Genomic DNA, 24,566 nt, shown 5'->3' on the forward strand with positions numbered 1-24,566 from the left:
TCCTCACTGCTCCTTTGCCAGTTTTGCGTTAATTCCGTAGCCTTCCAGCATCTTTTTCACTTTTAGCAGCGGCTCTCCTGACAACTCTGCAATTGGACTTTTAGGCGGTCCAACATCAATGCCGGCAAGCTCCGCTGCTTTTTTTAACGGCGCCGGCAGTGAACCGAGTGAAAACGTATCGCGAAGCGGCTGCAGCTGCTGTTGATAATGCTCACTCTCTTCAATGTTTCCTTGTTTAAAAGATTTATAGATTGAAACAACAGTTTCCGGAAGCACATTGGCTGTGGCAGCCACAGCTCCTGTTCCTCCCGCCTTCAATGTGTCTAAAATCAATGAATCGGTTCCTGCAAGGACGGAAAAGGACTGGTCTTTTGTACGTTCAAGATACGCCTTAATATTGGCGAAGCTGCCGCTGCTGTCCTTAATGCCGATGATGTTCGGCAATGCCGCCAGCCTCTCAACCGTTTCGGGCTCCAATGACACTCCTGTTCTCGACGGAATGTTGTAGAGCAGGACAGGAAGCGCGACATTTTCAGAAATCGTGCGGAAATGCTGATACAATTCCTCCTGCGAAGGTGCGACAAAGAATGGCGTAATGATCGAAAGAGCGTCCGCTCCGATATCCGCCATTTGATTGGATAAGGAAATAGTCGCCTCAGTACTGTTTTCTCCTGTCCCGATGAAAACAGGCACACGTTTATTAACCGCTTTCACAATCGTTTTAGCAATTTGAAGCTTTTCCTCTTGTGAGAATAAATGAAATTCCCCATTTGTCCCTAAGGCAAAAATACCGTGGACGCCTGAATCAATTAAATGATTCACCAGCTTTTCGGCGATTCCAGGATGAAAAGCCTGCTCTTTTGTAAGCGGTGTCAATATAGCAGGGATAATTCCCTCTACTTTCAAGTGACTTCGCTCCCTTCTGTTGCATTTTTAAACATATTAACAATAAAGCGCTTTCTCGAACTTTATTATAAAGGTTGATTGATTCATTAAACAACACATTTTTCGAATTTGGGACAAAAGAATGAATCCTCACCTTCAGTTGATGCGTTTTAAAACAATAAAAAAAAACCTGTCCAAAGACAGGTCAAATTAATCTTTTAAAGCTTTCACACAAACCGCTGTTTTATTTTGAATTTGTGTCAAAAAAGCGGTTTGATCCGCTGACCGACCGGATTGAGTGGCCGCTACAAGCACATCACTGCACGAAACACGGTGCTGAGCTGCGGCATTTGCTGCAACACTTATCGCCTGCACAAATTGACCATCGTGCAAACAGCCATCAATTAACACCCATATGGCCAAATACCCATCCACACCTTTCATGCCGACGATGCAAAGATCACCGCTTTCCGACACAATATGACAGTCAGCCAATTCAGCATCATGTTGCATAAACAGCGTTTCCTGTTCAAAGGCTGACAGGTCATGCGGCCATCCAGAGTTGTTTCCGCTTGCGAAAACAAGTTTTCGTCTCCAAGCAAAGCCCCCTTCTGAAGACAGAAGACGCAGCGGGCGGTCTGCCAAAAATGCGATGCCGTGCGGCAAATATTGTTCAATTTGCTCTTTTAGAAAGAGGGGCTTGGTTTTCTGCGGGATCGTTTTCGCTTTGATTGTAAACTGCGGATTCGCACGCTCAGGATGGTCGAGCGCTGTGATATCTGTATCATACACTCGTTCGATACGCCCGGCAGAAAGGGCAGCTTCCGGGCGGTCAATAACTTCTGCTTTTCCATCTTTCAACAACAGCAGACGATCACAGTATAAACTCGCAATATTCACATCATGAAACACCCCGATCACTGCGAGTTTGGATACAACTGTTTCTTGTTTCATTAAATCAAGAAGACTTTTTTGAAATGACAAATCAAGAAAACTTGTCGGTTCATCAAGCAGCAAGTATTCTGGTTCCTGGGCAAGCGCTTGGGCTAAATACACCCGCTGCTGCTCTCCGCCGCTCAGCTCGTGTATGGATTTTTGGGCAAAGCGAAGCGTGTCCGTCTGTTTCATCACCCTTTTCACGACATCACGGTCTTCAGCTGTCAGCTGCCGAAAAAAGCCTGATTGATACGCATAGCGGCCAAACTGAACCGTTTCCTCGACCGTAAAGGAAAAGGCCTGCTCCGTTTTTTGAGGAAGCACTGCCATTTTGCGAGCGAGCTCCTTCGTTTGATACGACCCAACTGAGCGGCAGTCAAGCAGCACCTCACCGCTTCGAGGGGCGATTGTCCCCGACAATATTTTCAGCAAGGTTGACTTTCCGCTGCCGTTCGGACCGAGAATTCCTAAAAATTCACCCTGCTTTACCGCAAAGCTGATGTCCTGTAAGACATCCGTTTTTCCATAGCCGCCGGACACACGGATGACATCAATCATGAACTCGCCCTCCCTGATAACGCCTAATCAATATAAAGCCGAAAACAGGTGCTCCCACCAGTGCGGTAATAATACCGATCGGCAGCTCGGACGGCTCAATGATGGTTCTCGACAAAAGATCTGACAGCACAAGGAATGAAGCGCCGTTCAGCATTGAGAGCGGCAGAAGATGGCGGTGATCCGTAATAGACAGAAGCCGGATAAAATGCGGAATGACGAGGCCTACAAAGCCAATAGTTCCAGACACCGCGACAGCACTGCCTGTTAAAATAGACCCCGCCAACAGAACGACATATTTACTCCGCTTCACATTCACTCCGAGCAGCCTTGCTTTTTCCTCGCCGTACGTCATCACATTCAATTCTCTTGCGTTCAGCAGCAAACCGCATATACCGCCTATAAAAAATGGCAAAAACAGAGCAATATAGCTCCATCCCCGCATCGATACGCTGCCGAGCAGCCAGTGGACGATCGGTTTTAAATCATCGCCCGTCAGTGCGATCATTAAAGAGATGAGCGCACCGAAAAACGAACTGAAGATAATCCCGGTTAATATTAATGCCGTTACCGTAAGCGACGGGTGAACGAGCCGGGCAAAGAACAAAACGAAAAAAATCACGGCAACCGCCGCGGCAACGCTCAGAAACGGAAGGGTAAACCTCCCGATAACCGGCAGCTGAATCCCGAAAAACAGCGTAACGACCGCTCCGACGGATGCGCCGGATGAAATGCCGAGCGTATAAGGGTCTGCGAGCGGGTTTTTCAAAAGCCCTTGAAAACCGGCGCCAGCCGCAGCCAGGGCCGCTCCGACGAGCGATGCCAATACCACCCGCGGAAGCCTGATGTTCATGATGATGTTCGCCTCTGTCGGATCAGGAGCTATTCCCTGTACACCGATCCATTCATGCAAAAATACCTTGATAATAGACGGAATGGGAATCTCCAAAGATCCGATGGAGATTCCCATAAGAATAGAGACCGACAAAAAGATCAGGCTGATGAGATAGGCCGCAATGCGGTTACTTCTTAAAAACGTCAGGATAGATGGTTTCCGCAAGCTCTTCGACCCCTTTGATCAACCGCGGCCCCGGACGGGTCACAAGGTCGGGATCCACGTCATATACTTGATTGTTTTTGACCGCTTTAACACCGCTCCAGCCGCTTCGCTTTTTGATCTCGCTGACGGCCGCAGCACCGCTTGTCGTGACGATCACATCAGGATTCAGCTTGATGATCGATTCCTCTGTCATCTTAGCCCAGCCCTCCTGCTCAGAAGCGGCATTTTTCGCATGGATCGCTTCCAGCATTTCATTCATGAAAGTGCCTTTTCCGGTCGTATAAATATCAGGAGCGGGAGAGACTTCGACGAACACCTTTTTCTGCTCACTCTCTGAAATGCTTTCAGCTTTTTCTTTAATGGCGGCAAGGTCTGATTTCATGTTCTTCACAAGATCTTGAGCCTTCTGCTTCGCACCTGCTGCCTCGCCGATCATCTCGATCGACTGATATGTTTCCTCAAATGACTGTGCATCATTCACCGTGACGACTGTAATACCGGCGTCACGCAGCTGTTTCAACCCTTCTTCTGCGCTCTGCATCGTTGAAGCATGGGCCAGCACCAAGTCGGGATTTAACGAAATGATCTTCTCCGTGTTGAATTCCATCCCGCCGATTTTTTCGACTTCTTTCACTTCTTTTGGATATGTATCAAGATCTGTGACCCCGACCACCTTTTTGCCCAGGCCCAGCGCATATGTAATTTCTGTATTGCTCGGCATCAGAGAAACGATTTTTTTCGGTTCTTTTTCAATTTTGATTTCTTTGCCTGTCGCATCCTTCACTGAAACCGGAAATGCTTCAGCCGTCTTTTCCTGCTTATGCTGCTCCGCCGGCGCTTCCGCCGATCCGCCGCATCCGGCGAGAACGCCGGCGGCCAGGAGCAGTGAAAGCAATAAATATGCAAACTTCTTCATCTTGCTTTCCTCCTCGGGATAAAATAAAAAAACATCTCTACTCAGTAAAGATGCAGCAAACAATGAATGCCAAAAATAAGCACACCGTTCACACCGCATCTGTCCTCGCAGATTACGCGCGTCATCATCCAGGCAGGCATTCTGGCTCTTGTTCATCGCTTTTCGGACTTCTTCATCATCCGTTTCGCTCCCAATCACAGCGGCGGGACCGCGCCGGACTTTCACCGGCTTCCCCTTTTAAGCTGCCAAGCAATGCCGGGCAGCACCTTTCTGACTCAGTCGTATCCTAATTTCTGAATTATTATACTATAATCAGATCAGGCTTGTATACGAGATTTGAAAAAGGATCTTTTCGGAACGAAACCATTGTTTTGTGAACAGCAATTACGATATATTGCATATAGAGAAAGGGTGATTCCATGCCGATACCGAAAAATTTCACTCCGCAAATCAGACTTTCAGCAAAAGAAAAAGCGTTCAATCAGTTGCAGCGCTGGATCGTCGACGGGACGCTTGAACCCGGGGAAAAAGTCACAGACATCGACCTTGCCGAGGCGCTCGGCGTCAGCCGCACCCCTGTCAGGGAGGCGCTCCAGCTTCTTGAGTCTCAAGGGTTTGTCGAAATGAGGCCCGGAAAGGAAACGAAAATTACATCCATTCATCCCGACGATGTATTGACAGTGTATCCTCCGCTCGCCCAGCTTCAGGCTCTGGCGGCCGAAATGGCCGCTCCGCTTTTGACATCTGAAGAGATCGCCGAGCTGAAAGCATTGACGGCTGACTATGAACTCGCGGTCAAGCACGAGAATATTCATGAGGCGGCTGAGCTTGACGAACATTTTCACAATCTCATAACAGACGTAGCCAACAACCCGTATGTCCGGCAATTTTCCGATGTGCTGCAGCTCCATATCAGACGAATGAAGTACGTCTTTCTCAATCAATCCGCCTCCCCGAAACTGCAATCAGCCAGAGAGCATTGGCAAATGATTGACGCACTTGAAAAAAACAATCCGGAGAAAGCGGCTGAGATGATGAAACAAAATTGGCTGCGGCCGATGAAAGATATTCATCAATTGCTGAAAGAAAGGGAAAAATAGAGGTGTCAAGCAGGGCTTTCGACGCTAAAGCCCGACTGCGCTATACTTTAAATAGATGTTTTTCATCTCAACTTTCAAAAACAAGGATTGATATGTATGGATTTACAACTAAAAAACAAACTCGTCTTGGTAACAGGTTCTACGGCAGGGATTGGAAAAGCTGCGGCCGAAGCCTTTTTGACTGAAGGCGCCCGGGTCATCATCAACGGCCGGACAGAAGATAAGGTTCAGTCAGTCGTTGATGAGCTGTCCAAGTACGGAACCGTTCACGGTATCGCCGCAGATCTGTCCGATCCAAAGCAAAGCCGGACTTTGATTGAAAAAACGGAGCAGATCGGCGAACTTGATATCCTTGTCAATAACATGGGATTTTTTGAAGTGAAAGACTTTGCGGATGTCACTGATGAAGAATGGCTTGAGTATTTTGAAGTGAACGTATTAAGCGCCGTCCGCCTGTGCCGCGCTTTCCTTCCGAAAATGCTGAAACGGAACGCGGGGAGAATTCTCAATCTGGCAAGTGAAGCAGGTATTAAGCCGCTTCCGCAAATGATTCCTTATTCGATGACCAAGACCTCTTTGATCAGCTTATCAAGGGGGCTTGCGGAAATGACGAAGGGAACGAATGTAACGGTAAATTCGGTTCTGCCCGGACCGACCTGGACCGAAGGCGTCGCCAACTATATGAAAGGGGCCGCCGAAGCGGAAAATACCGACTTGGATACGTTTGTCAAAGATTACTTCAAAGTAAATGAGCCCACTTCATTAATTCAGCGCTATGCGAAGCCTGAGGAAGTCGCCAGCACGATCGTCTATCTCGCTTCGGAAAAAGCCGCAGCTATCAACGGTTCGGCTCAAAGGGTGGAAGGCGGGATCATCCGCTCCATCTAAAAGGATCCTCCGCTTTGAAGCGGAGGATCTTTCTTCATTTCGGCGTTTATAAATGGCCGGTTAACCTCTCATGCTGATCCGCCTCTTCGCCATCAAGACGTTTCAAAAATGACGCGCGCCAGCTTGCTGACAGTTCCTCCACCTCCAGAAGCTTTTTGATGCCCTCGACATGGTCCTTTTCATGATGTTTGATGCGATTTGCAAAAGAAACCGTCAATGCTTTCGGGTGGCGGGAGATTCGTCTCAAGCCGCTGTTTTTGTCTACACGCCCTTCTTGCAGCACGCGAAAATAAAAACCCGTATAACCTGTTTCCTGAACCTTCAAAACCATGTCGGGAACACCGTACCTGACAGATAATTTGTAGCAGGGCTGCCTCGGCTGGCTGACCTGAACAATAGCTTCACCAAGCTGAAAGACATCCCCGATCGAAACATCCGTTTCCAGCAGCCCCTTGATCGTCAGGTTTTCTCCAAGCGCGCCGTATTCCAGCTTTCTTTGCAACGCATTTTCCCAAAACGAATAATGCTCATAAGGATAGACACATACGGCCTTCTCCCTGCCTCCGTGATGAACGAGATCCGCCTGTCCGTCTCCTTCCAAATTGGTCCATGACAGAAACAGGGGTTCTTGCACAGTCGTCTTGTATATCCCGGTCGAGACCGTTTTGTTTTTAAATTGTACCTGTTTCGGTTTCCCGATATTGATCGACAGAATGTCGGCATGTTCCATTTTACATCACCTCATATTAATGGTTGATAAGAGAAAAACTTATTGAATTTAGTATAATGGCGCGCTTACCTATTAAACAATTCAATCATTATGATTAAAATAATAGTTACAGCCTATGATTTAATCAATGAGCGACAGGAGGAACGACCATTGGAGTTAAAGCAATTGGAGTATTTCATCACCCTCTGCAAGGAACTTCATTTTACCCGCGCCGCCGAGAAACTGGGGATTGCCCAGCCATCGCTCAGCCAGCAAATTCGCTTGCTTGAGGATGAAATCGGGACGCCTTTGTTTGACCGCATCGGCAAACGAACCTTGATGACGGAAGCGGGAAAAACATTGCTTCATCACAGTTATCATATCTTTCATGAACTGTCAGAGGCGCGCGCTGCTATCAGCGAGCTTCAAGGTTTACAAAGGGGCTCCTTAAAGATCGGGGCCCTTCTGACAGTTGTAAATTACTTGCTTCCGCGTACCATCATTGAATTTCACCGCAGCTATCCAAATATTAAACTGTCTGTTTTAGGCCTGCGAACCGGAGATATTTATGAAGGACTGCTGCAGAACGAACTCGATCTGGGCATTGTCTGTCTGCCCATGGAGCATGATGATTTAGAAGCGGTTCCATTATGTAAACAACCGCTTGCCCTGGCCGCGCCGCTTCATCACCCCATTGCCAAAGAACCGTTTGCCACTCTTGAAATGATAAAAGAGATTCCGACCATTTTACTGCCTGATACGTATTTTCTGCGGCAGCTGATCAACGAACAGTGCCGCAGGCTCGGATTTATTCTTGAGCCGGTCATGGAAATGACGACATTGGAATCGATCACGAACATGGTCAATAAAGGAGTCGGCGCTACCATCCTGCCTAAAGGCTATCTTGAGTATATCGACGATGAATCGATACAGACTGTTCCTATTCAAAGCCCGGTTATCACAACAGAGATCGGCATCGTTTACCGAAAAAACAAATATTTGTGTGCAGCAAGCCGGGTCTTTATGGAGCGGTTTATCTCCACGGTTCAAGATGAAAACTTCACATAAAAATCCTCTGCCGTTTGCGCAGAGGATTTTCCCGCTAGTCATAAAGCTTTCCGTTAATATAAAGGTTTGCAAATACCGGGTCTTTCACATGCTTCAGCTCCATCGGGATTTGAACGCTGTTGATTTCCGAATTGGTAACCTTTAGTCCGGTAACAGGTGAATGCTCGTATGCCAAAACGCGAATTCCGTATTGTCCGCCACAGCTTTTCAGCTGATCCACTTCAATCTGGCGGACGACTGGTTTGAACTCTCCGGCATCCCCTTCTTCATACTCCATATCAATCGCGATGACTTCTTGCTTCAGGCTTTTGACGGTATTCCGGTAAAAATATATGTTCTCCAGCACACCGCCCCGGACGGAATTCGTTTTAATGCGGAGGGCTCTGTCAAGATTCGCGCTGTCCATGGAATTGCCTTCTGCAAATACGTTTTTCACCCCTCCGGAAATTTCGCTTCCGATCGTGACCCCGCCGTGTCCGTCTTTCATTTCATTGTTTTCGATGACAATGTTTTCCGAAGGTACATTGATCCTCCGGCCGTCGGCATTTCTCCCCGATTTGACGGCTATACAGTCGTCACCGTTGTCAAATTGGCAGTTTTGAATGACCATGTTTTTGCATGATTCCGGATCGACGCCGTCGGTGTTCGGACCATGTCCAATCACCTTGACACCGTCCACCGTCACACTTTCACACAGTACGGGATGAATCTGCCACATCGGAGAATTCAGGACGGTGACCCCTTGTATCAAAACATTTTTGCAGCGGTACGGCTGGATAAAATTCGGCCGCAGATAATGGCCTTTTCCAAAGCGCCGTTCTTCAACAGGCACATTGCGCTCCGCCATTTCAAACAGTGCGTCGCGGTCTTTTTCCTGTGATGGCTGGCCGTTTGTGCCCCGCTTCCACGGCCACCAATGCTCGTCATCAGCTTGGCCGTCCAGCGTTCCTTCTCCTGTAATCGCTATATTTTCAGCTTCATAAGCATAGACGAATGGTGAAAAATTGTAGAGCTCGACCCCTTCAAATCGCGTTAACACAACCGGAAGGTAATCGTCCGGATTCCGGCTGAACTGGATCACAGCCCCTTGGGCGATATGCAGTTCGACATTGCTTTTCAGCCTGAGCGCGCCGGAACGAAACACGCCCTTCGGGACAACCGCCGTTCCGCCCCCTGCCTGATGCACTTCATCAATCGCCTGCTGAATCGCCGCCGTGGAATCCGCACGGCCTGCGCCATCAGCTCCGAACCCGGTAATATCAAAACGGCGCTCAGGAAAAACGGGAACGGTCATCTCTCTTAAAATCTCGTCTTTTTTTTCCTTCAGCCACATGTTTCTTCCCCCTTTACAATGTGACGCCCGTTTTAAAAATGGCCAGTTCTCTGAAATCGTTTTTCTCATTGTTCAGCTGTCGGCCGCTGGCAACTTCAAGCAAAAAGTCGATCAATTCCTTCAAGATCTCCTCTTCAGAAAGATCCTCCAGCATCCGGCCCGCGTTAAAGTCGATCCAATGGCGCTTCGCCTCGTAAACGCTCGTATTGGTCGAAATTTTCATTGTCGGAACAAAGGTGCCAAAAGGCGTGCCCCGCCCAGTCGTAAACAGGACGATCTGGCATCCTGCGGCAGCGAGCGCACTTGAAGCGACAAGATCATTGCCGGGCGCACTCAGCAGGTTCAGTCCTGCTTTTTTCAACGTCTCTCCATATCGGAGCACATCCGTCACCTTTGCAGTGCCGGCCTTTTGCGTGCAGCCGAGAGACTTATCCTCCAGCGTTGTAATGCCCCCTGCTTTATTTCCTGGCGACGGATTTTCATAAATCGGCTGCCGGTGATCCATAAAATACTGTTTAAACTCATTGATCAAACGGACGATTTTATGAAAAACTTCTTCGTTTTCCGCCCGCTCCATTAAGATCGTCTCCGCTCCGAACATTTCAGGCACTTCCGTCAGAACCGCAGTGCCTCCTTGTGCAATCAGAAAGTCGGACAGTCTGCCGAGAAGCGGATTGGCGGTGATGCCGGAAAATCCGTCAGATCCCCCGCATTTCAATCCGATCTTTAATTCGGAAAGGGGAACATCTTCGCGTTTATCGTATTTTGCCTGTTCATAAATCTCTTTTAACAGTTCGACACCCTCTGAGACTTCATCGGTCACCTCTTGGGACAGAAGAAACTTCACGCGGTCTTCGTCATACTCCCCTAGCGCTTCCCGGAACTCGCCGATGCTGTTGTTTTCACAGCCGAGTCCCAGGACAAGCACGCCGCCTGCATTCGGATGGTTGACGGCATTCGTCAATATCGTTCTCGTATTGATATGATCATCGCCGAGCTGTGAGCATCCGTATTGATGCTTCAAGACATGAACACTTTCAAATGGAGCGATATCGCCGATCTCCGCCTTAAATTGTTTGATGATCAGTTCCGCGACACCATTTACACAGCCGACCGTCGGGACGATCCAAAGCTCGTTTCGAATTCCCGTTTTCCCGTCTTTTCGCCTAAAGCCTTTAAAAGTGAGCGCCCCTTTTTGATACGGGCTTTCTGTAAAATTCGGGTTGTAGCTGTATTCTTCAACACCGCCCAAATTTGTTTTTGTATTGTGGGTATGCAGCCATTCCCCCTTTTGAACGGCTTCTCGCGCATGCCCGATCGGAAAACCGTATTTGATGATGTCTTCATGTTCCGCGATGTCCTTTAAGGCAAATTTATGGCCTTTGAGTATCGTTCCCTTGATGAGAACCGTCTGTTCTCCCGCTGTGATCTCTTCGCCTGCCTGTAAATCTCGTAAGGCGATGCCGACATTGTCTAATGGATTGATGATCAAACAGTCTTTCATTATATATCCCCCAGCCCAGCCATCTGGCTACTCATCATTTTTTCCAGCGCTTTTTTCATTCCTGTCGACTCAATGTCCCTTAAATGGGCAGCGACTTGATCCGCCAAGCCTGGAATGCCGTTCAGGTTTTGCCCCCATAACCTTTCAGACGCAAGAACACCGCCGGCTATGTTTGCGGGATCTTTATTTTCTGTCCAAAGCCGCTTCAGCAAGCCAAGTGTCTCCGGGTCGTCAGCCAGCGGAATGTTTTCGCCGGCCCGCCTGCCTTGGTAAAAATAAATTAAAGCGCTTAAAGCAAAAACGGTTCTTCCGGGGAGCTTGCCGGTTTGTTTCCAGTACTCTTCTAAAACAGGTACATTTCTGACTTTGAATTTCGCAAACGAATTCAGAGAGATATCGATTAGTCGATGACGAATAAACGGATTTCTAAAGCGGTCCAGCACCTCTCCCATATACGTGTGCAGCTGCTGATTCGGCAGGTCAATCGTCGGCATCACTTCATGTTCGATCAGCTCTTGAATAAACGGGCCGATTGTCTCATCTTCAGCCGCTTCACGCACCGTCTCAAAACCAGCCAAATAAGCGACGGGCGTCATCGCCGTGTGCGCCCCGTTTAACATTCTGACCTTCCTTAACCTGTACGGTGCCACATCATCGACAAATTCGACGTTCAAACCGGCCTGTTGAAACGGCAGCTCATCCTGGAGCCAATCCGGTCCGTCAATCACAAATAAATGGTACGGCTCGGCTTTGACAATCAGTGAGTCGCGGTAACCGGCGGCTGTTTCAAGCTCGCGCGCCTGTTCTTGCGGATAGCCCGGCACAATCCTGTCTACAAGCGTATTGCAAAACACATTCGCGTGATCAAGCCAATCTGCGAACCCTTTTTCAAGCTCCCACAAATCGGCATACCGTAAAACAATCTCTTTCAGTTTCCGGCCGTTATCCTCAAGCAGCTCGCACGGGAGGACCACCAGCCCCTTATCCCCGCTTCCTTGAAATGTGCGGTATCTTCTGTATAAAAGCGCGGTCAGCTTTCCCGGAAAGCTCCGCTGCGGGCGGTCGTGCAGCCGGTCCTCTTCCAGGAAAACAATGCCCGCTTCAGTCGTGTTTGAAAAGACGAACCGCAAGTCCGGCAGATCGGCAATAGCCATAAACTCATCATAATGCTCATAGCTATTCACTCCCCTGCTGATCGACGTAATCACGACAGATTCGCGGATTTCCCGTCCTTCTTGGAAGCCTTCCAAATAAAGTGTATAAAGACCATCCTGTTCATTGATAGCCTGCACTGAACCGCGCCGCGGAGGAACGACGACGGCGCTGCCGTTAAAATCGGTTTCTTCATTCAATCTATGAATCTGCCAATCCACAAATCCCCTCATAAAATTCCCTTCCCCGATTTGCAAAATCCGTTCGGGATAAGCCGGTTTAGACTTGATATGCCGGGACAGCCTTTCCATCATAATCCCCTCCCTCTCTTTTGCACACGTTAACATTTTATCGCGATCAATGAAGATGCTATAATCTCATCACTGAATTCCGAATGATCAGCTCTGTGCTGAGCAGCGTCTGCCTTGTTTCTGTACGCGAATTTTCAATCAGGGAAAGCAGGCTCTCTGCTCCGATCATGCTGATTTTTTCCGTCGGTTTTTTAACCGTTGTCAAAGACGGTGTCGTATAAGCCGAAAAACCTATATCATCAAAGCCGATAATCGACATGTCCTCCGGGCAGCGTTTACCGTTGGCATAAAGGGCATTCATTGCACCGATCGCCATATCATCATTCGCGCAAAACAGGGCCGTCGGAGGCTGTTCCAGCTTAAGAAGCGCTTCCATTGCGCTATAGCCGCTTTTCATCGTATAGTCGCCGCGAAGCATATATTCGCTCTTCGCCGGAAGATCATGTGTGTGAAGTGCGCGGAGAAAACCAGCTTTTCTTTCCTGGGAAGATTTAAAACCTTCTTTTCCCTGAACCATCGCAATCCGTGTATGGCCGTTTTCGATGAAATGCGATGCCGCAAGATTCGCTCCTTCGTTTTCATTCGCGACGATATTCATGACGGACTGCTCCTCAATTTTTCTGTTCAGCACGACAACCGGAATCTCCTGTTTCAGCACATGATCGAGAAAAGCCTGATCCCGTTCGCTTTGGCTGATTAAAATAACGCCGTCATAGCGGTTGCGGTGAATGGAAGAAAAGTCATGGTAATCGTCGATCCCCCTGACAAACATGTTGTAGTTTTCATCGATCACTTTGTTGACGCCGCGGAGAATGTCGGCAAAAAAGCTCGAAGACGTCCCGTCAGTCAGGCTTGTCAAAAACAGGCCGATCGTAAACGACTTTTGCGTGACAAGGCTTTTCGCATTGAAATTCGGTTTATAATTCATTTCGGCTGCGATATCGAGTATTTTCTGTTTCGTTTTTTCTTTAATCAGCGGACTGTTATTGAGCGCTCTGGATACTGTGGTGTGTGATACATTCGCCAGCCTGGCGATATCTTTAATCGTTACTGACATTGTTTTTAACCCGCCTTTTTCCTGCTGTTGATACCAACAGTGTATCACAAGAAGAGCGCCTTTTAGAAAGAATTTCCGCTATTGCCTGGACTCAATCTCAAGCACCATTTCGGCGTGCCTCTGGTCTGTCAGGCGGTATAAATAGCCGAGCACAAGCATGGCGAGAGACAGGGCGACCGCCGGATATAAAAGGAGAATCGCTTTAATGCCGAGAAGCGTCCCCGTTTTTTGGGCAGCATTCGGGACATAGCCGACGATGCTGAGCCCGATCCCCGAAAGAAACCCTGAAAGCGACTGGGCCAGCTTTCTGGAGAAATTGAACAATGAATAGACGGTTCCTTCTTTCCGCTCCCCGGTCCGCCATTGTCCGTAATCGATCGCGTCTGATACAAAGGCCCAGGTGATGCCGTTCGGAATGCTGATTCCGATAAAGGCGATGCTTGCAAGAAGCGTAAATAAAATCACATTGCTCGGCATCGCGAAGTTGATAATGTCAGCCGTGACAGAGATCGCAAGACCGAGGATCGCGGTCTTCTTTTTGCCGAACTTTTTGACAAGCTTCGGCAGCATCATGACGCCGATAAAGGATGAACCGATAATAATGAAGTTCATCGACGCCATCAGCTCGGCATTGCCGAGGTTGTATTCGGCGAAGTAGACGAGCATCGCAGATTTGAGATTGTACGCGGAAATCGTAAAAATCGTCATGAAAATCAATGTAAGGAGCGGTTTGTTTGTAAAAAACGTTTTTGAAATGGCCTTGAGCGTCACTTTTTCATTGTTATATGTCTGATCCTTGACGATAATTCTCTCCCGGCAGTTCCGGTAGCAAATGTAGAAAAACAGCACGCCCAAAAGCGACATCAATCCCATGACGACCGGATATCCGACGGCAGGGTTGTCAAATCTGACGATCATCGGAATGACGACAATGCTCGTCACAAAAAGGGCGCCGAGGCTTCCGGCCTGACGGAAGGAAGCGAGCGATGTCCGTTCCACCGAATTTTGCGTGATGGCGGCGCCGAGCGATCCGTAAGGGATGTTGACAAATGAATACCCCAGCCCCCAAAGCATGTATGATGCGTAAGCGTAAATCAATTTGCCTGTCGGCGAAAGGTTTGGCGAAATAAATGTCAAAACAGTCAAAATCGCGAGCACAATGCTTCCATATAACAAATACGGCCTGAATTTCCCCTTTGGCCCGATGTTCTTCCGGTAATCGATCGATGTCCCCACAATCGGATCTACGACAGCGGCGAAAAGCTTGCTCACAAGAAAAATGCCTCCTGCCGCAGCAGCGGGAATCCCGGCTACATCCGTAAAAAATTTCAGCAAATACAGCTGTCCGAGGTCAAACATGAATCCGTTCCCAAAATCTCCGAAGCCATAAGAAACTTTTTCTTTTAAACTTAATTTCTCCTGGGTGGCGACGACTGTTTCAGTTTGTTTGTTCGTCTGTATTTCCATGGGAATGCAGCTCCTCTAGTTCATTTTGTCTTATTTCACATTCAAGCGGTCTTTCACCTCAAATTGAAAATATTCCTTTGCATTGTGATAGCAGATTCCTTTGACAATCCGCCCGAGCAGGTCAATGTCGTCCGGGGCTTCGCCTTTTTCCGCCCAGTCACCGATGATATCGCAGAGCAGGCGCCTGAAATATTCGTGTCTTGTATAAGAAAGAAAGCTGCGCGAATCGGTGAGCATTCCGATAAAACGGCTCAGCAATCCGATGTTTGCGAGTGATGTCATTTGTTGGAGCATGCCGTCCTTCGTATCGTTGAACCACCACGCGGTCCCATGCTGCATTTTCCCCGGGATTCGCCCGTCCTGAAAGCTTCCGCACAAACTGGATATCACGACATAATCACGGGGGTTCAAAGAGTACAGAATCGTTTTTGGCAGGGCATCTTTTTGATCAAGGGAATCGAGAAAACGGCATAAAGGTTTTGAAATATCCTGATCATTGATGGCGTCATAGCCTGTATCAGGGCCGAGCTTTTCATACATTTTGCTGCTGTTGTTTCGGAGCGCATTAATATGGAGCTGCATCGCCCAGCCTTTTTCTGCGTAATAGGTTCCCAGAACATGGAGTGTATACGATTTAAATCTGCATTCTTCTTCCTCCGTCACCCGTTCGCCGTTCATCGCCTTGGCGAAAATCGGCCGCACTTCTTTTTCATCTGTTTCCACATACATCATTTCATTGATCGCATGGTCGGAAATTCGGCCGCCTGCCTCATGGAAAAAATCAACTCTGTTTTTAAGCGCTTTCAAAAATTCGTCATAATCGTCAATTGCCATCGAACTTGCTGCCTCAAGCTTTTTCACCCAGCCGGAAAACCCTTCCTGATTGATTTCCAGGGCCTTGTCAGGCCTGAAACCAGGTAAAACGCTTACATTGAAGTCATCTTCTTTCAGCTTGAGATGATATTCAAGACTGTCTGTCGGATCATCCGTCGTCACGACCGCTTCAACATTTGATTTCTCAATCAAGTCCCTCGCACCAAAGCCGTCTCCGTTCAGCTGTTCATTGACACGCTTCCAAATCTCCGGAGCGCTTTTTTCATCAAGCAGATCATAGATGCCGAAAAATCTTCTAAGCTCTAAATGTGTCCAATGATATAACGGATTGCCGATCGTCATCGGCACGGTCCTGGCCCAGGCCTTGAATTTTTCTTCATCAGGCGCATCTCCCGTGATATATGCCTCGGCTATTCCGTTGGCCCGCATCGCTCTCCACTTGTAATGGTCACCGTACAGCCATACTTCGGTGATATTGTTGAAGGTCTTGTTTTCGTAAATCTCTTTTGGACTTAAATGGCAGTGGTAGTCGATGATCGGAATATCCTTGGCATACTGGTGGTACAACGTCTTCGCGGTGTCGGTTGATAGAAGAAAATCGTCGTTCAGAAACACTTTCACTGTTTTTCACCTTCCTTTTGTTATAATGTTAACGTTCACATTTTGATGGTTCAGAAAAAATGTGAACGTTAACATTTACTCTTATTTTATATCACCCCGATCGATTTTTCCATTATTTTCTCATAAGAAAATCCCAAAACGGCTTTTCATTTTGGGATTTTGTCATCCTTTCAGCGTGACCCTCAACCCTTACAGTCTAGAAAGGCCGAGCATCGGAGCGGACTTTCGCAGGATGTGATGACGGCGGCGTTCAGGCAGGACGCCTGCGCAATTTAGCCGCCGTTCCTTTTTCTATTCGTGAGCACCGACTTAGCAGGCCTGACAACGAACGCCAGGGTTTGTCGACACGCTGAAAGAAGCCGCAGGCGGCTTCTTTATGGCTTTTTCTTAAATTCCATCGTAATCACCGTCCCCCGTCCGGTGCGGCTGTCGACTTGGATGCATCCGTCATGGAGGTGGACAAGCTCAAGCGAAATGGCGAGGCCGAGGCCGCTGCCTTCAGTCGCATCTTTTGTATGCGTGCCCCTGTAATAGCGGTTAAATAAGTTTGAGACGGTTTCGGAGTCCATCCCTTTGCCATTGTCTTGAATCTTGACGATGATGTATTGCTTTGATTCTTCAAGCTTCACTTTAATTTCGGTGCCTTTTGTATTATGTTTCACCGCATTGGCGAGAAGGTTTTCCAAAATCCTTTTAAACCAGCTCCGATCAATTGCAAAAGTGGTCTCCTCTTGCTGATACTCAAACGATACATGGTAGCCTTCTGAAAACGGATGCCGCTTGAACGCTTCGACAAAACTTTTTAAAAACGGCACAAGTCTGACCGGCTGGCGCTTAATTGGCAGCGCCCCGTTTTTTAATCTGTATGTCAAATTCAAATCTTCGATCAGCTGGGACATATAGTCTGATTTTTCTTTCATCGCTTGGCCGATTTCGCAAATTTCTTCTTTTGACCAGTCGTAATTCGGAGACTCAAGCATCATACTGTAGCCGTAAATCGTGCTGAGCGGCGTTTTTAAATCATGGGAGAGCCCGGCAATCCACTCTTCTCTCGTCGTCTGGATTTTTTTGCGGTTCTGCTCGTCTTTTTGCAGTGTTTCCATCAGCTGCTCCATCGATTCAAAAACTTCGTTAAACAGCCGGTACGGCTGCTTCCTTTTCCCTTTTTTATTTCTGCTTCTCGGACGGCCCTTGCGGTTTTTCGGCTCTTCAAAACGCCCTTTCGAAAGATTGGCGATCCATTTGATCGTATGGATGATCGGCATGCCGAACCTGAAGGAATACCATAGTGTCATCACGCTCATCAAAACGAGCAGTATGGCGATCACAAAGAGAATGATTTTTAAGGCAAGACCGATCATTGATCGGTTGAACTCATGATCCGGGTTAAAAATCGGATTCGGCGTCGCCGCGATCAGCCATTCCGTTGCGCTTAAGCGCCGGTATGAAAACTCATGTTCGTAGTTCCACGGCTTTGATTGATATTTTATAAGCTCCAGCTCATTGATTCCCTGACTGTAGTCAATATCTTGAAAAACGGATTGTAAAAGCGTACCTTTTTCATTAAACAGATAAACGGAGCCATTATTTTTCTTAATAAAGTCAAGCGTGCTCTGTTTATAGGAAGAAATGTCTGCCAAATCCTTTTCTTCTCTCTCCAAATAGGACAGGATCGTATCGCTTTTCGACTCCCATCCGAAAATGATGACGTAGTCCTTGTCATGAATAGACGCCGACCAAAAGTTGACCTGGTAGTCTTTAATTTTTTTTTGGTCAAAAACGGAGACCAGGTCTTCCTTCTGATACTTTCTCTGGATTTCCGGCGGGAGATGATAGGAATAAACGGTCTCCTCTTTGCCGTTTAAGATTTGCAGCCAGCCTCCCTGCTTATCAACAGCCGCTTTCAGAATGTCTTCAACCTGCCAATTGTTATGATCGTCAACACTGATCCAAGTTTCAAACGTATCTGAAGTGGCTTTCGCCAAACCGGTATCCGCTTCGCTTTCGCTTAACCGGAGAGCGAAGAAGATTAATGATAAAAACAGAGTCGAGGCGACAAGCAGCAAGATGAGGAAAATTTGGCTGACGAAATGGACAACTAATTTTCCCCTGAGCTTCATCCTTCACTCTCATTTCTTGCAGGGTTTGGCATGAATTTATAGCCCAATCCGCGAATGGTGACGATATACTCCGGATTGCTCGGGTCTTTTTCGATTTTCTCTCTCAGCTTTCTGATATGCACCATGACAGTGTTGCTGTCGCCGTAAGAAGGAACCCCCCACACCTTCTCATAGATTTGATCCTTTGAAAGCACCCTGTTCGGATGATCGCAAAAGTATTGCAGAAGCTGAAGAAGCTGTGCTGAACAGTTGACGGCTTCACCGTCAACGATAAGCTCCGCGAAGTCAGGGTGAAAAGTAAAGCGGTCATATTCGTAGGCTGAAGACGCCGCAGCAGCAGCGACTTCTTTATGTATGTAGGTTCTCTTTAAATGAGCTTTAATTCTGGCAATAAGCTCCAGCGGATTAAACGGTTTTGTAATATAGTCATCCGCACCGTAGGCAAATCCGGAAAGCTTATCAAGATCAGACGTTTTCGCCGTCAGAAAAAAGATCGGGGCATTTGTGTGCCGTTTGATTTCAGGTGATATATCAAACCCGGTCTGTCCCGGCATCATGACATCAAGCAGAATTAAATGTACGGTTTCTTTTTTTACGATTTCCAGTGCCTCTTCTGCGCTGTTTGCAGTCAGCACTTCGTTGAAGCCTTCTTTCGTCAGGACGCGCTTCACCATTTGAACAATGGCATCTTCATCATCCACAATCAAAATCGCTGCATTTTCCACTATCCTTCTTTCCTTTCTCTCTATATCATGTTTGTTATATCCTCATCTTACCATCTATCTTATCTATATCGGCAGCCATTTTTATATTTTAAAGTAAAAATAAACTTTTTTAGTAATCATTTATTCCATTGGATAATGATTGGAATAAAAAAACAGACACCATTTCGATGTCTGTCATCCGGTGGCAAGCTTTTGATCCTCCGCTTTTGGCAAAAGGTCGTAAGTCAAACACACCGGCTTGCCTGTGCGCGGATCGGCTACGATCTCCGCGTCGATTTGAAATACCTCTTTTAACACTTCTCGTGTCATCACTTCATGCGGCTCTCCCTCTTTAATGATCGCGCCGCTGTTCATAGCCACCATATGATGGGCAAAACGGGCGGCATGATTCAGGTCATGGATGACCATCAAAATCGTTCTGCCTTCTTCCTGATTCAGTTTCTCCAATAATTTTAAAATATCGAGCTGGTGCGCCAAATCCAAATAGGTCGTCGGTTCATCAAGCAGCAGCAAATCCGTCTCCTGTGCGAGCGCCATCGCTATCCAGACGCGCTGGCGCTGCCCGCCTGACAGGGCTTCAATCGGCCGTTCATAAAACGGCAGCATTCCCGTGACCTGAAGCGCCCACTCGATCATGCGGCGGTCGCGATCCGTCAGTCTGCCGATCCCTTTTTGGTGCGGAAAACGACCGTAGGAGACAAGTTCATACACGGTCAGCCCGCCGGGTGCTTCAGGTGTTTGCGGCAGAATCGCCATTTGTTTGGCGATCTCTTTCGTCGACAGCTGATGAATCGCCTTGCCATTCAAATAAACGGCGCCTGTTTTCGGCCGCTGTATTCTCGCCAAGGTCTTGAGAATCGTTGACTTGCCGCAGCCGTTCGGTCCGATCATAGTCGTGACTTTCCCTTTTGGAATATTGAGATTTAGGTTTTCGACGATGGTTTGTTCCCCATAGGCAATCCCCAGCCCGTTTGCAGAAAGCGACACCTTGCAATCTTCCCTTCTTTTAGTTTGTTTTCATAAGCAAGTAAATAAAGTACGGCGCTCCTAAAGCGGCGATGACAAGCCCCACGGGAATTTCCGAAGGCGAAAGAACCACCCTGCCGATCAAATCGGCCAGCAAAAAGAGCAATGCACCGGTCAACGCAGACGCCGGTATGAGAAGCTGATGCTTCGGGCCGACAAGCCTTCTGGCGATATGCGGGGCAACAAGACCGAGAAAGGTAATATTGCCGCCCGCGGCCACACAGGCGCCGCTGAGGGCTGCCGCCGCCAGGAGCAGTGTGCGCCGCTCTTTTTCCACGGCCGTTCCAAGGCCTACAGCGATCTGGTCGCCAAGGTTCAGGACATTTAAATAGCGCGCTTTATAAAAGATAAACGGGATCAGTACGGCAATCCACGGTAAGATGGCGGATACAAAGTTCCAATTTGCGTTCCAGATGTTTCCTGACAGCCATACAGCGGCCTGCATAAAATCATTCGGGTCCATTTTCAGCTGCAGCAGCAAAATTGCCGCGTTGAACGCCGCATTGACCCCGATTCCGACCAAAACAAGGCGCACCGGGTCAAGCCCCTTTTTCCACGCCAGCACATAGACAAGGATGACCGCGACACAGGCGCCCAAAAATGCAAAAATCGGCAAAGAAAAAATCGTGCTTGTCTGCAGGTTGTCGGTTGTGCCCTGGAAAAAGAAGATGAACACGACAACGGCAAAGCCCGCTCCGGCATTGATCCCCAAGATTCCCGGATCAGCCAGATCGTTTTGGGAAACACCCTGCCAGACGGCGCCGGCTGCGGCAATCCCTGCGCCGATCAGCATGGCGAGCAACATCCGGGGCAGCCGGAATTCAAACAGCACAAGTTCATCCTGCGGTGTTCCGCCGCCGAATAACGTTTTCAAGGCATCCAGCGGGGCTATACGTATTTCCCCCGTATTCATGCTTAGTAAAAATATTGCAAAGATCAGTGCGGCCATGATCAGCATCACCACTGCCGCACGGCTGCTTTTTTTCTTGATCGTCTCCATTAGAGCCCCCTCTTTTCCCTGCGGGCCAGATAGAGAAAGAACGGTACACCGACAAGCGCCGTAACCGCTCCGACAGGTGTTTCAAATGGGGGATTGACCATCCTTGCCGCAATATCGGCATAGATGAGCAACACCGCTCCCAATATCGCTGAACACGGTATAATCCAGCGATAATCGACACCGACTAAAAAGCGGGTGATATGCGGAATGATCAGTCCAATGAAGCCGATGGCTCCAGCCACAGATACAGCCGCGCCTGTCAGCAAAACGACGGATATGATGCCGAGCGCCTTGACCGTTTTTGTATATTGGCCAAGCCCTTTGGCCAATTCTTCCCCAAGGCTTAGCACCGTAATGGAACGGGCGATGAAAAAGACGAGCGCGAGACCGAGCGCCGCTGCCGGCAGCAGGAGCTTGATGCTCAGCCATTTGGTTCCCGCAATTCCGCCTGCGTACCAAAAGCTCATATCGCGCGCCACATCAAAGTGAATTCCGATGGCTGATGAGAAAGCGCTCAAGAAAGTGCCCACTGCCGTCCCCGCCAAAGCCAGCTTCACAGGTGTAAGACCGCCTTTTGAAAACATGCCGACGGCAAATACGATCGCGGCTCCAAAGCCGGCTCCGGCGAATGACCACATCATCAGCCCGACCGAAGAGACCCCCGGAAAAAAGGCAAAAGCGATGGCGATGGCAAACGTTGACCCTTGGGTGACACTCATGATTTCCGGAGATGCAAGCGGATTTCTCGTCATCCCCTGCATCACCGCCCCGGAAACGGCCAGACAGGCGCCGACAAGCGCTGCGCCGACCGTTCTCGGCAGCCTGAGTTCCTGGATAATTTGATGCGCCGTATTTTTTGAATCGAAATGAAACAGCGCATCCCAAACCGTGCCGAGCTTGATGTCAGCCGCACCAAGGGCAACCGACAATGCCGCGCCGAACAGCAAAATGACGATCCCGCTTATCAGGACGGAAATAGCTAGAAGGGGACGGCTCAGCGGACGCTGTTCATTGTCGGGCTCGTCCCCGCTGTTGATATGATGTATATTTCTGTATGACCTCAATCGATGCCATTCCTTTCATTCTATTCGCGATCGATAACGATTATCATTTTCACTGTATAGTATAACAGCCTCAGGCACATTTTTTCATCATAAATTTTGCAAAATAAAAAAAAGCCAGCCGGTCTTCCGCTTCAAGACACGGCTGGCCCGGCGGTTATGATGCCTGGCTATTACTGAATTTTTTATGAACGAACGGATAGATCACAAGCCCGACAAAAAACAGCCCGATTCCCAAAATAAAGGTGAACCAGTCGGAAGTCCCCGACACAATCACCCATAGAGAATATCCAAGGGCGGCCAGTGCGATGATGCCGTCTCCTGTTCGCGATCCTTTCAGCTCATCATACGTATCGCCTTTGATAATCAGCTTCAAACTGAAAACAGCTGCGACGAGATAAGGGACGAGATACGCAAGAGTCGCTGACGTTGTCAAAAACGTGAAAGCCTGGCTGATCGTTCCCGAAATCGTTGAGAATATAAAGATCTGGGACATCAGATTGGTGATGATCAGAGAGTTGACCGGACTTCCTTTTTTGTTCGTTTTCGCAAAAAATGCGGGGAAATCGCCGGCTTTTGCCGCCTGATACGGAACCTCGGAACCGATCAAAATCCAGCCGAGCATGGAGCCGAATAAAGAAATGATCGCCAAGACCGCCATCACCACGCTGCCAAAGCCGCCGATAATCGCATGAAGCACATCAACGAACGGTTTGTCTGAAGCCTGCAGCTGATCATGCGGAATGATGCCCATTGTAATTAACGTAATGACCATATAAATGCCGAGGGCGATCAAAAGGCCGGTAATCGTCGCCCGTTTGACATCCCGCTGGGAGGATGCGCGTCCTGATAAAATAACAGCTGATTCGATCCCGACAAACGCCCACAGCGTGGAAATCGCCGCATTGTGAACCTGTCCGCCGAGTCCGATGCTTTTGCCTTCTGATTCAATCGGAAAATAAAATGATTCAAATAATGACACCTGAAAAACGAATAATCCGGCAACAATAAACAGGACAAAGCCCATCACTTTCGAAAAGGTCGCCAAAAAGTTGAGCTTTCCAGCTCCGTTTATACTGGAGACGAGTATGAAATGTGTTCCCCACAAGAGAATCGTACAAACGATAAATGTCATAAGCTGTCCAAGCGTCACGGTGTGGCCGCCAAGCTCAAACATCTCCCGTCCGTCCGTCAAAATCGGCAGGAACGTAGTCAAATAGCCGGCAAGGCTCGTGATGATGGCCACATTGCTGATCCAGCTTGCCACCCAATAGCCCCATACCATCGTGAAGCCTGCGGCGTTTCCTTTTTTAGGATCTGAGAATAAAGCTCTTGCATAGCTTTGCGGGCCGGCTTTCAAATCCGGACGGCGGATCGATAAATGACCGAAAACAAGGGCGATCATGAGCACTCCCGCACCCGTCACAAGCCATGCCGCCGTTACGCCGAACGGGCTTGCCGTCTGGGCGAGTGTACTAGGGAGCATAAAAATCCCCGAGCCGACCATATTGCCGACAACAAATGCCGTCAGAAGCCAGAAGCCCCATTTTTTTGTCTGTTCCATAAAATATAACCTCCGAGCATTTTATAAAAAATATGCCGGACCAGACCGCGAGATCATTCAAAATAAAAAAAGCATGAACAAAAGTCCATGCTTTACTTCACATACACTCTTGATCCCCGGATAGCCCTCCGCGGAAAAACCCGCGGCAGTCCTGCACTTATTCAATGCAGACCCAGCATAAAGAAGGAATGGCTTCTTTACGCTTCGGCGCTGATGCCTTTTGCATATGGTCATAGGCCCCATCAGCCTCACACATGCGACTCATCATCCGCGCAACCTCTACCTCACTAAGAGTTAAGAGTGAGGATTTATCACATATTCACATCCGAAGGTTACCAGAGAAATTTTAATCTGTCAAAGGGAACTGATGGAAAGAATAGAAAGGGCCGCCTTTTTACAGGCAGCCTCTAAAAGGTGGAGGCATTCTCCGCCCTTTCATCTATAGATGGTTATCGGTTATTTTTCTTTTTGTTGACCGCTTGTTGCAGAGGATCTCCTTGCAGCGCTTGTCCAGCGTCTTCAAGAGCTCCCTGAACGGCATTGCGGTCTTTTGTTTTGCTTTTTTCTCTGTCCTTATGATTGAAGAGAAAACCCACATGAATCACCTCTTTAATATTGTGATACATTGTTAATTTGACCTTTCTTTAAAAATTTATTCAGCAAATCGAATGAAG

General features: G+C 48.2%; 21 protein-coding genes and 2 riboswitches. Of the genes, 3 read left to right on the plus strand and 18 right to left on the minus strand.

All coding sequences use genetic code 11. From position 1 onward, the window contains the following. Positions 1-3: 3 nt before the first annotated feature. The 4 genes from dapA to P3X63_RS18485 form a co-directional block, all read right to left on the minus strand. Positions 4-906, minus strand: coding sequence for a 4-hydroxy-tetrahydrodipicolinate synthase (gene dapA / locus P3X63_RS18470; protein ID WP_026588727.1), 903 nt, complete (start codon positions 904-906; stop codon positions 4-6). A gap of 189 nt (positions 907-1,095) precedes the next feature. Then, a complete protein-coding gene (locus tag P3X63_RS18475) occupies positions 1,096-2,379 on the minus strand; it encodes an ABC transporter ATP-binding protein (RefSeq protein ID WP_277691648.1) in 1,284 nt (427 codons plus the stop codon). Further along, positions 2,372-3,436 (minus strand): FecCD family ABC transporter permease, encoded by a 1,065-nt coding sequence (locus P3X63_RS18480; RefSeq protein ID WP_026588729.1) that lies wholly within the window; start codon positions 3,434-3,436, stop codon positions 2,372-2,374. Before P3X63_RS18480 ends, P3X63_RS18475 begins: the two co-directional genes overlap by 8 nt. Further along, the gene (locus tag P3X63_RS18485; RefSeq protein WP_026588730.1) at positions 3,399-4,352 is read right to left on the minus strand and encodes an ABC transporter substrate-binding protein; all 954 of its coding nucleotides are present in this window, start codon (positions 4,350-4,352) and stop codon (positions 3,399-3,401) included. Before P3X63_RS18485 ends, P3X63_RS18480 begins: the two co-directional genes overlap by 38 nt. Positions 4,353-4,466: 114 nt before the next feature. Next, a riboswitch (cobalamin riboswitch) is annotated at positions 4,467-4,637 on the minus strand. A 134-nt stretch (positions 4,638-4,771) separates the two neighbouring features. Here P3X63_RS18485 and P3X63_RS18490 point away from each other — a divergent pair. Further along, positions 4,772-5,452 (plus strand): GntR family transcriptional regulator, encoded by a 681-nt coding sequence (locus tag P3X63_RS18490; protein WP_026588731.1) that lies wholly within the window; start codon positions 4,772-4,774, stop codon positions 5,450-5,452. 96 nt (positions 5,453-5,548) lie between these two features. Beyond that, the gene (locus P3X63_RS18495) at positions 5,549-6,340 is read left to right on the plus strand and encodes an SDR family NAD(P)-dependent oxidoreductase (RefSeq protein WP_026588732.1); all 792 of its coding nucleotides are present in this window, start codon (positions 5,549-5,551) and stop codon (positions 6,338-6,340) included. Positions 6,341-6,386: 46 nt separating this feature from the next. On the opposite strand, the gene P3X63_RS18500 is transcribed toward P3X63_RS18495, so the two are convergent. Then, complete coding sequence (locus tag P3X63_RS18500) at positions 6,387-7,070, minus strand: MOSC domain-containing protein (RefSeq protein WP_277691649.1); 684 nt, start codon at positions 7,068-7,070, stop codon at positions 6,387-6,389. A 150-nt stretch (positions 7,071-7,220) separates the two neighbouring features. Between P3X63_RS18500 and P3X63_RS18505 the strand changes: the two genes are divergently transcribed. Beyond that, on the plus strand, positions 7,221-8,117 hold the full coding sequence (locus tag P3X63_RS18505; RefSeq protein ID WP_277691650.1) for a LysR family transcriptional regulator: 897 nt from the start codon (positions 7,221-7,223) through the stop codon (positions 8,115-8,117). A gap of 34 nt (positions 8,118-8,151) precedes the next feature. Here P3X63_RS18505 and P3X63_RS18510 read toward each other — a convergent pair whose 3' ends face one another. The 13 genes from P3X63_RS18510 to sspJ form a co-directional block, all read right to left on the minus strand. Then, on the minus strand, positions 8,152-9,450 hold the full coding sequence (locus P3X63_RS18510; RefSeq protein ID WP_277691651.1) for a glycoside hydrolase family 28 protein: 1,299 nt from the start codon (positions 9,448-9,450) through the stop codon (positions 8,152-8,154). Positions 9,451-9,463: 13 nt separating this feature from the next. Continuing rightward, positions 9,464-10,954 carry a UxaA family hydrolase gene (locus P3X63_RS18515; RefSeq protein WP_277691652.1) on the minus strand — a complete coding sequence of 497 codons (1,491 nt, stop codon included), beginning with the start codon at positions 10,952-10,954 and terminating at the stop codon, positions 9,464-9,466. Then, positions 10,954-12,417, minus strand: coding sequence for a tagaturonate reductase (locus P3X63_RS18520; RefSeq protein ID WP_277692942.1), 1,464 nt, complete (start codon positions 12,415-12,417; stop codon positions 10,954-10,956). Before P3X63_RS18520 ends, P3X63_RS18515 begins: the two co-directional genes overlap by 1 nt. Positions 12,418-12,475: 58 nt before the next feature. Then, complete coding sequence (locus tag P3X63_RS18525; RefSeq protein ID WP_026588738.1) at positions 12,476-13,474, minus strand: LacI family DNA-binding transcriptional regulator; 999 nt, start codon at positions 13,472-13,474, stop codon at positions 12,476-12,478. A gap of 78 nt (positions 13,475-13,552) precedes the next feature. Next, complete coding sequence (locus tag P3X63_RS18530) at positions 13,553-14,935, minus strand: glycoside-pentoside-hexuronide (GPH):cation symporter (protein WP_026588739.1); 1,383 nt, start codon at positions 14,933-14,935, stop codon at positions 13,553-13,555. A gap of 36 nt (positions 14,936-14,971) precedes the next feature. Beyond that, a complete protein-coding gene (uxaC, locus tag P3X63_RS18535) occupies positions 14,972-16,396 on the minus strand; it encodes a glucuronate isomerase (RefSeq protein WP_277691653.1) in 1,425 nt (474 codons plus the stop codon). Between the two features lie 374 nt (positions 16,397-16,770). Continuing rightward, on the minus strand, positions 16,771-18,516 hold the full coding sequence (locus P3X63_RS18540) for a HAMP domain-containing sensor histidine kinase (protein ID WP_277691654.1): 1,746 nt from the start codon (positions 18,514-18,516) through the stop codon (positions 16,771-16,773). After that, the gene (locus P3X63_RS18545; RefSeq protein ID WP_277691655.1) at positions 18,513-19,241 is read right to left on the minus strand and encodes a response regulator transcription factor; all 729 of its coding nucleotides are present in this window, start codon (positions 19,239-19,241) and stop codon (positions 18,513-18,515) included. Before P3X63_RS18545 ends, P3X63_RS18540 begins: the two co-directional genes overlap by 4 nt. 174 nt (positions 19,242-19,415) lie before the next feature. After that, positions 19,416-20,228: an ABC transporter ATP-binding protein gene (locus P3X63_RS18550; protein ID WP_026588742.1), complete on the minus strand. Its 813-nt coding sequence runs from the start codon at positions 20,226-20,228 to the stop codon at positions 19,416-19,418. A 19-nt stretch (positions 20,229-20,247) separates the two neighbouring features. Beyond that, the gene (locus P3X63_RS18555; RefSeq protein ID WP_372708724.1) at positions 20,248-21,225 is read right to left on the minus strand and encodes a FecCD family ABC transporter permease; all 978 of its coding nucleotides are present in this window, start codon (positions 21,223-21,225) and stop codon (positions 20,248-20,250) included. Positions 21,226-21,266: 41 nt separating this feature from the next. After that, positions 21,267-22,331: a FecCD family ABC transporter permease gene (locus P3X63_RS18560; protein ID WP_277691656.1), complete on the minus strand. Its 1,065-nt coding sequence runs from the start codon at positions 22,329-22,331 to the stop codon at positions 21,267-21,269. Between the two features lie 154 nt (positions 22,332-22,485). Then, positions 22,486-23,892, minus strand: a complete 1,407-nt coding sequence (locus P3X63_RS18565; protein WP_026588745.1) for an amino acid permease — start codon at positions 23,890-23,892, stop codon at positions 22,486-22,488. Between the two features lie 113 nt (positions 23,893-24,005). Next, positions 24,006-24,182, minus strand: a riboswitch (Lysine riboswitch). A gap of 159 nt (positions 24,183-24,341) precedes the next feature. Beyond that, complete coding sequence (gene sspJ, locus P3X63_RS18570; protein WP_026588746.1) at positions 24,342-24,488, minus strand: small acid-soluble spore protein SspJ; 147 nt, start codon at positions 24,486-24,488, stop codon at positions 24,342-24,344. Between the last annotated feature and the right edge of the window lie 78 nt (positions 24,489-24,566).

It is taken from the genome of Bacillus sp. HSf4, from assembly GCF_029537375.1.
Lineage (GTDB): Bacteria > Bacillota > Bacilli > Bacillales > Bacillaceae > Bacillus > Bacillus sonorensis_A.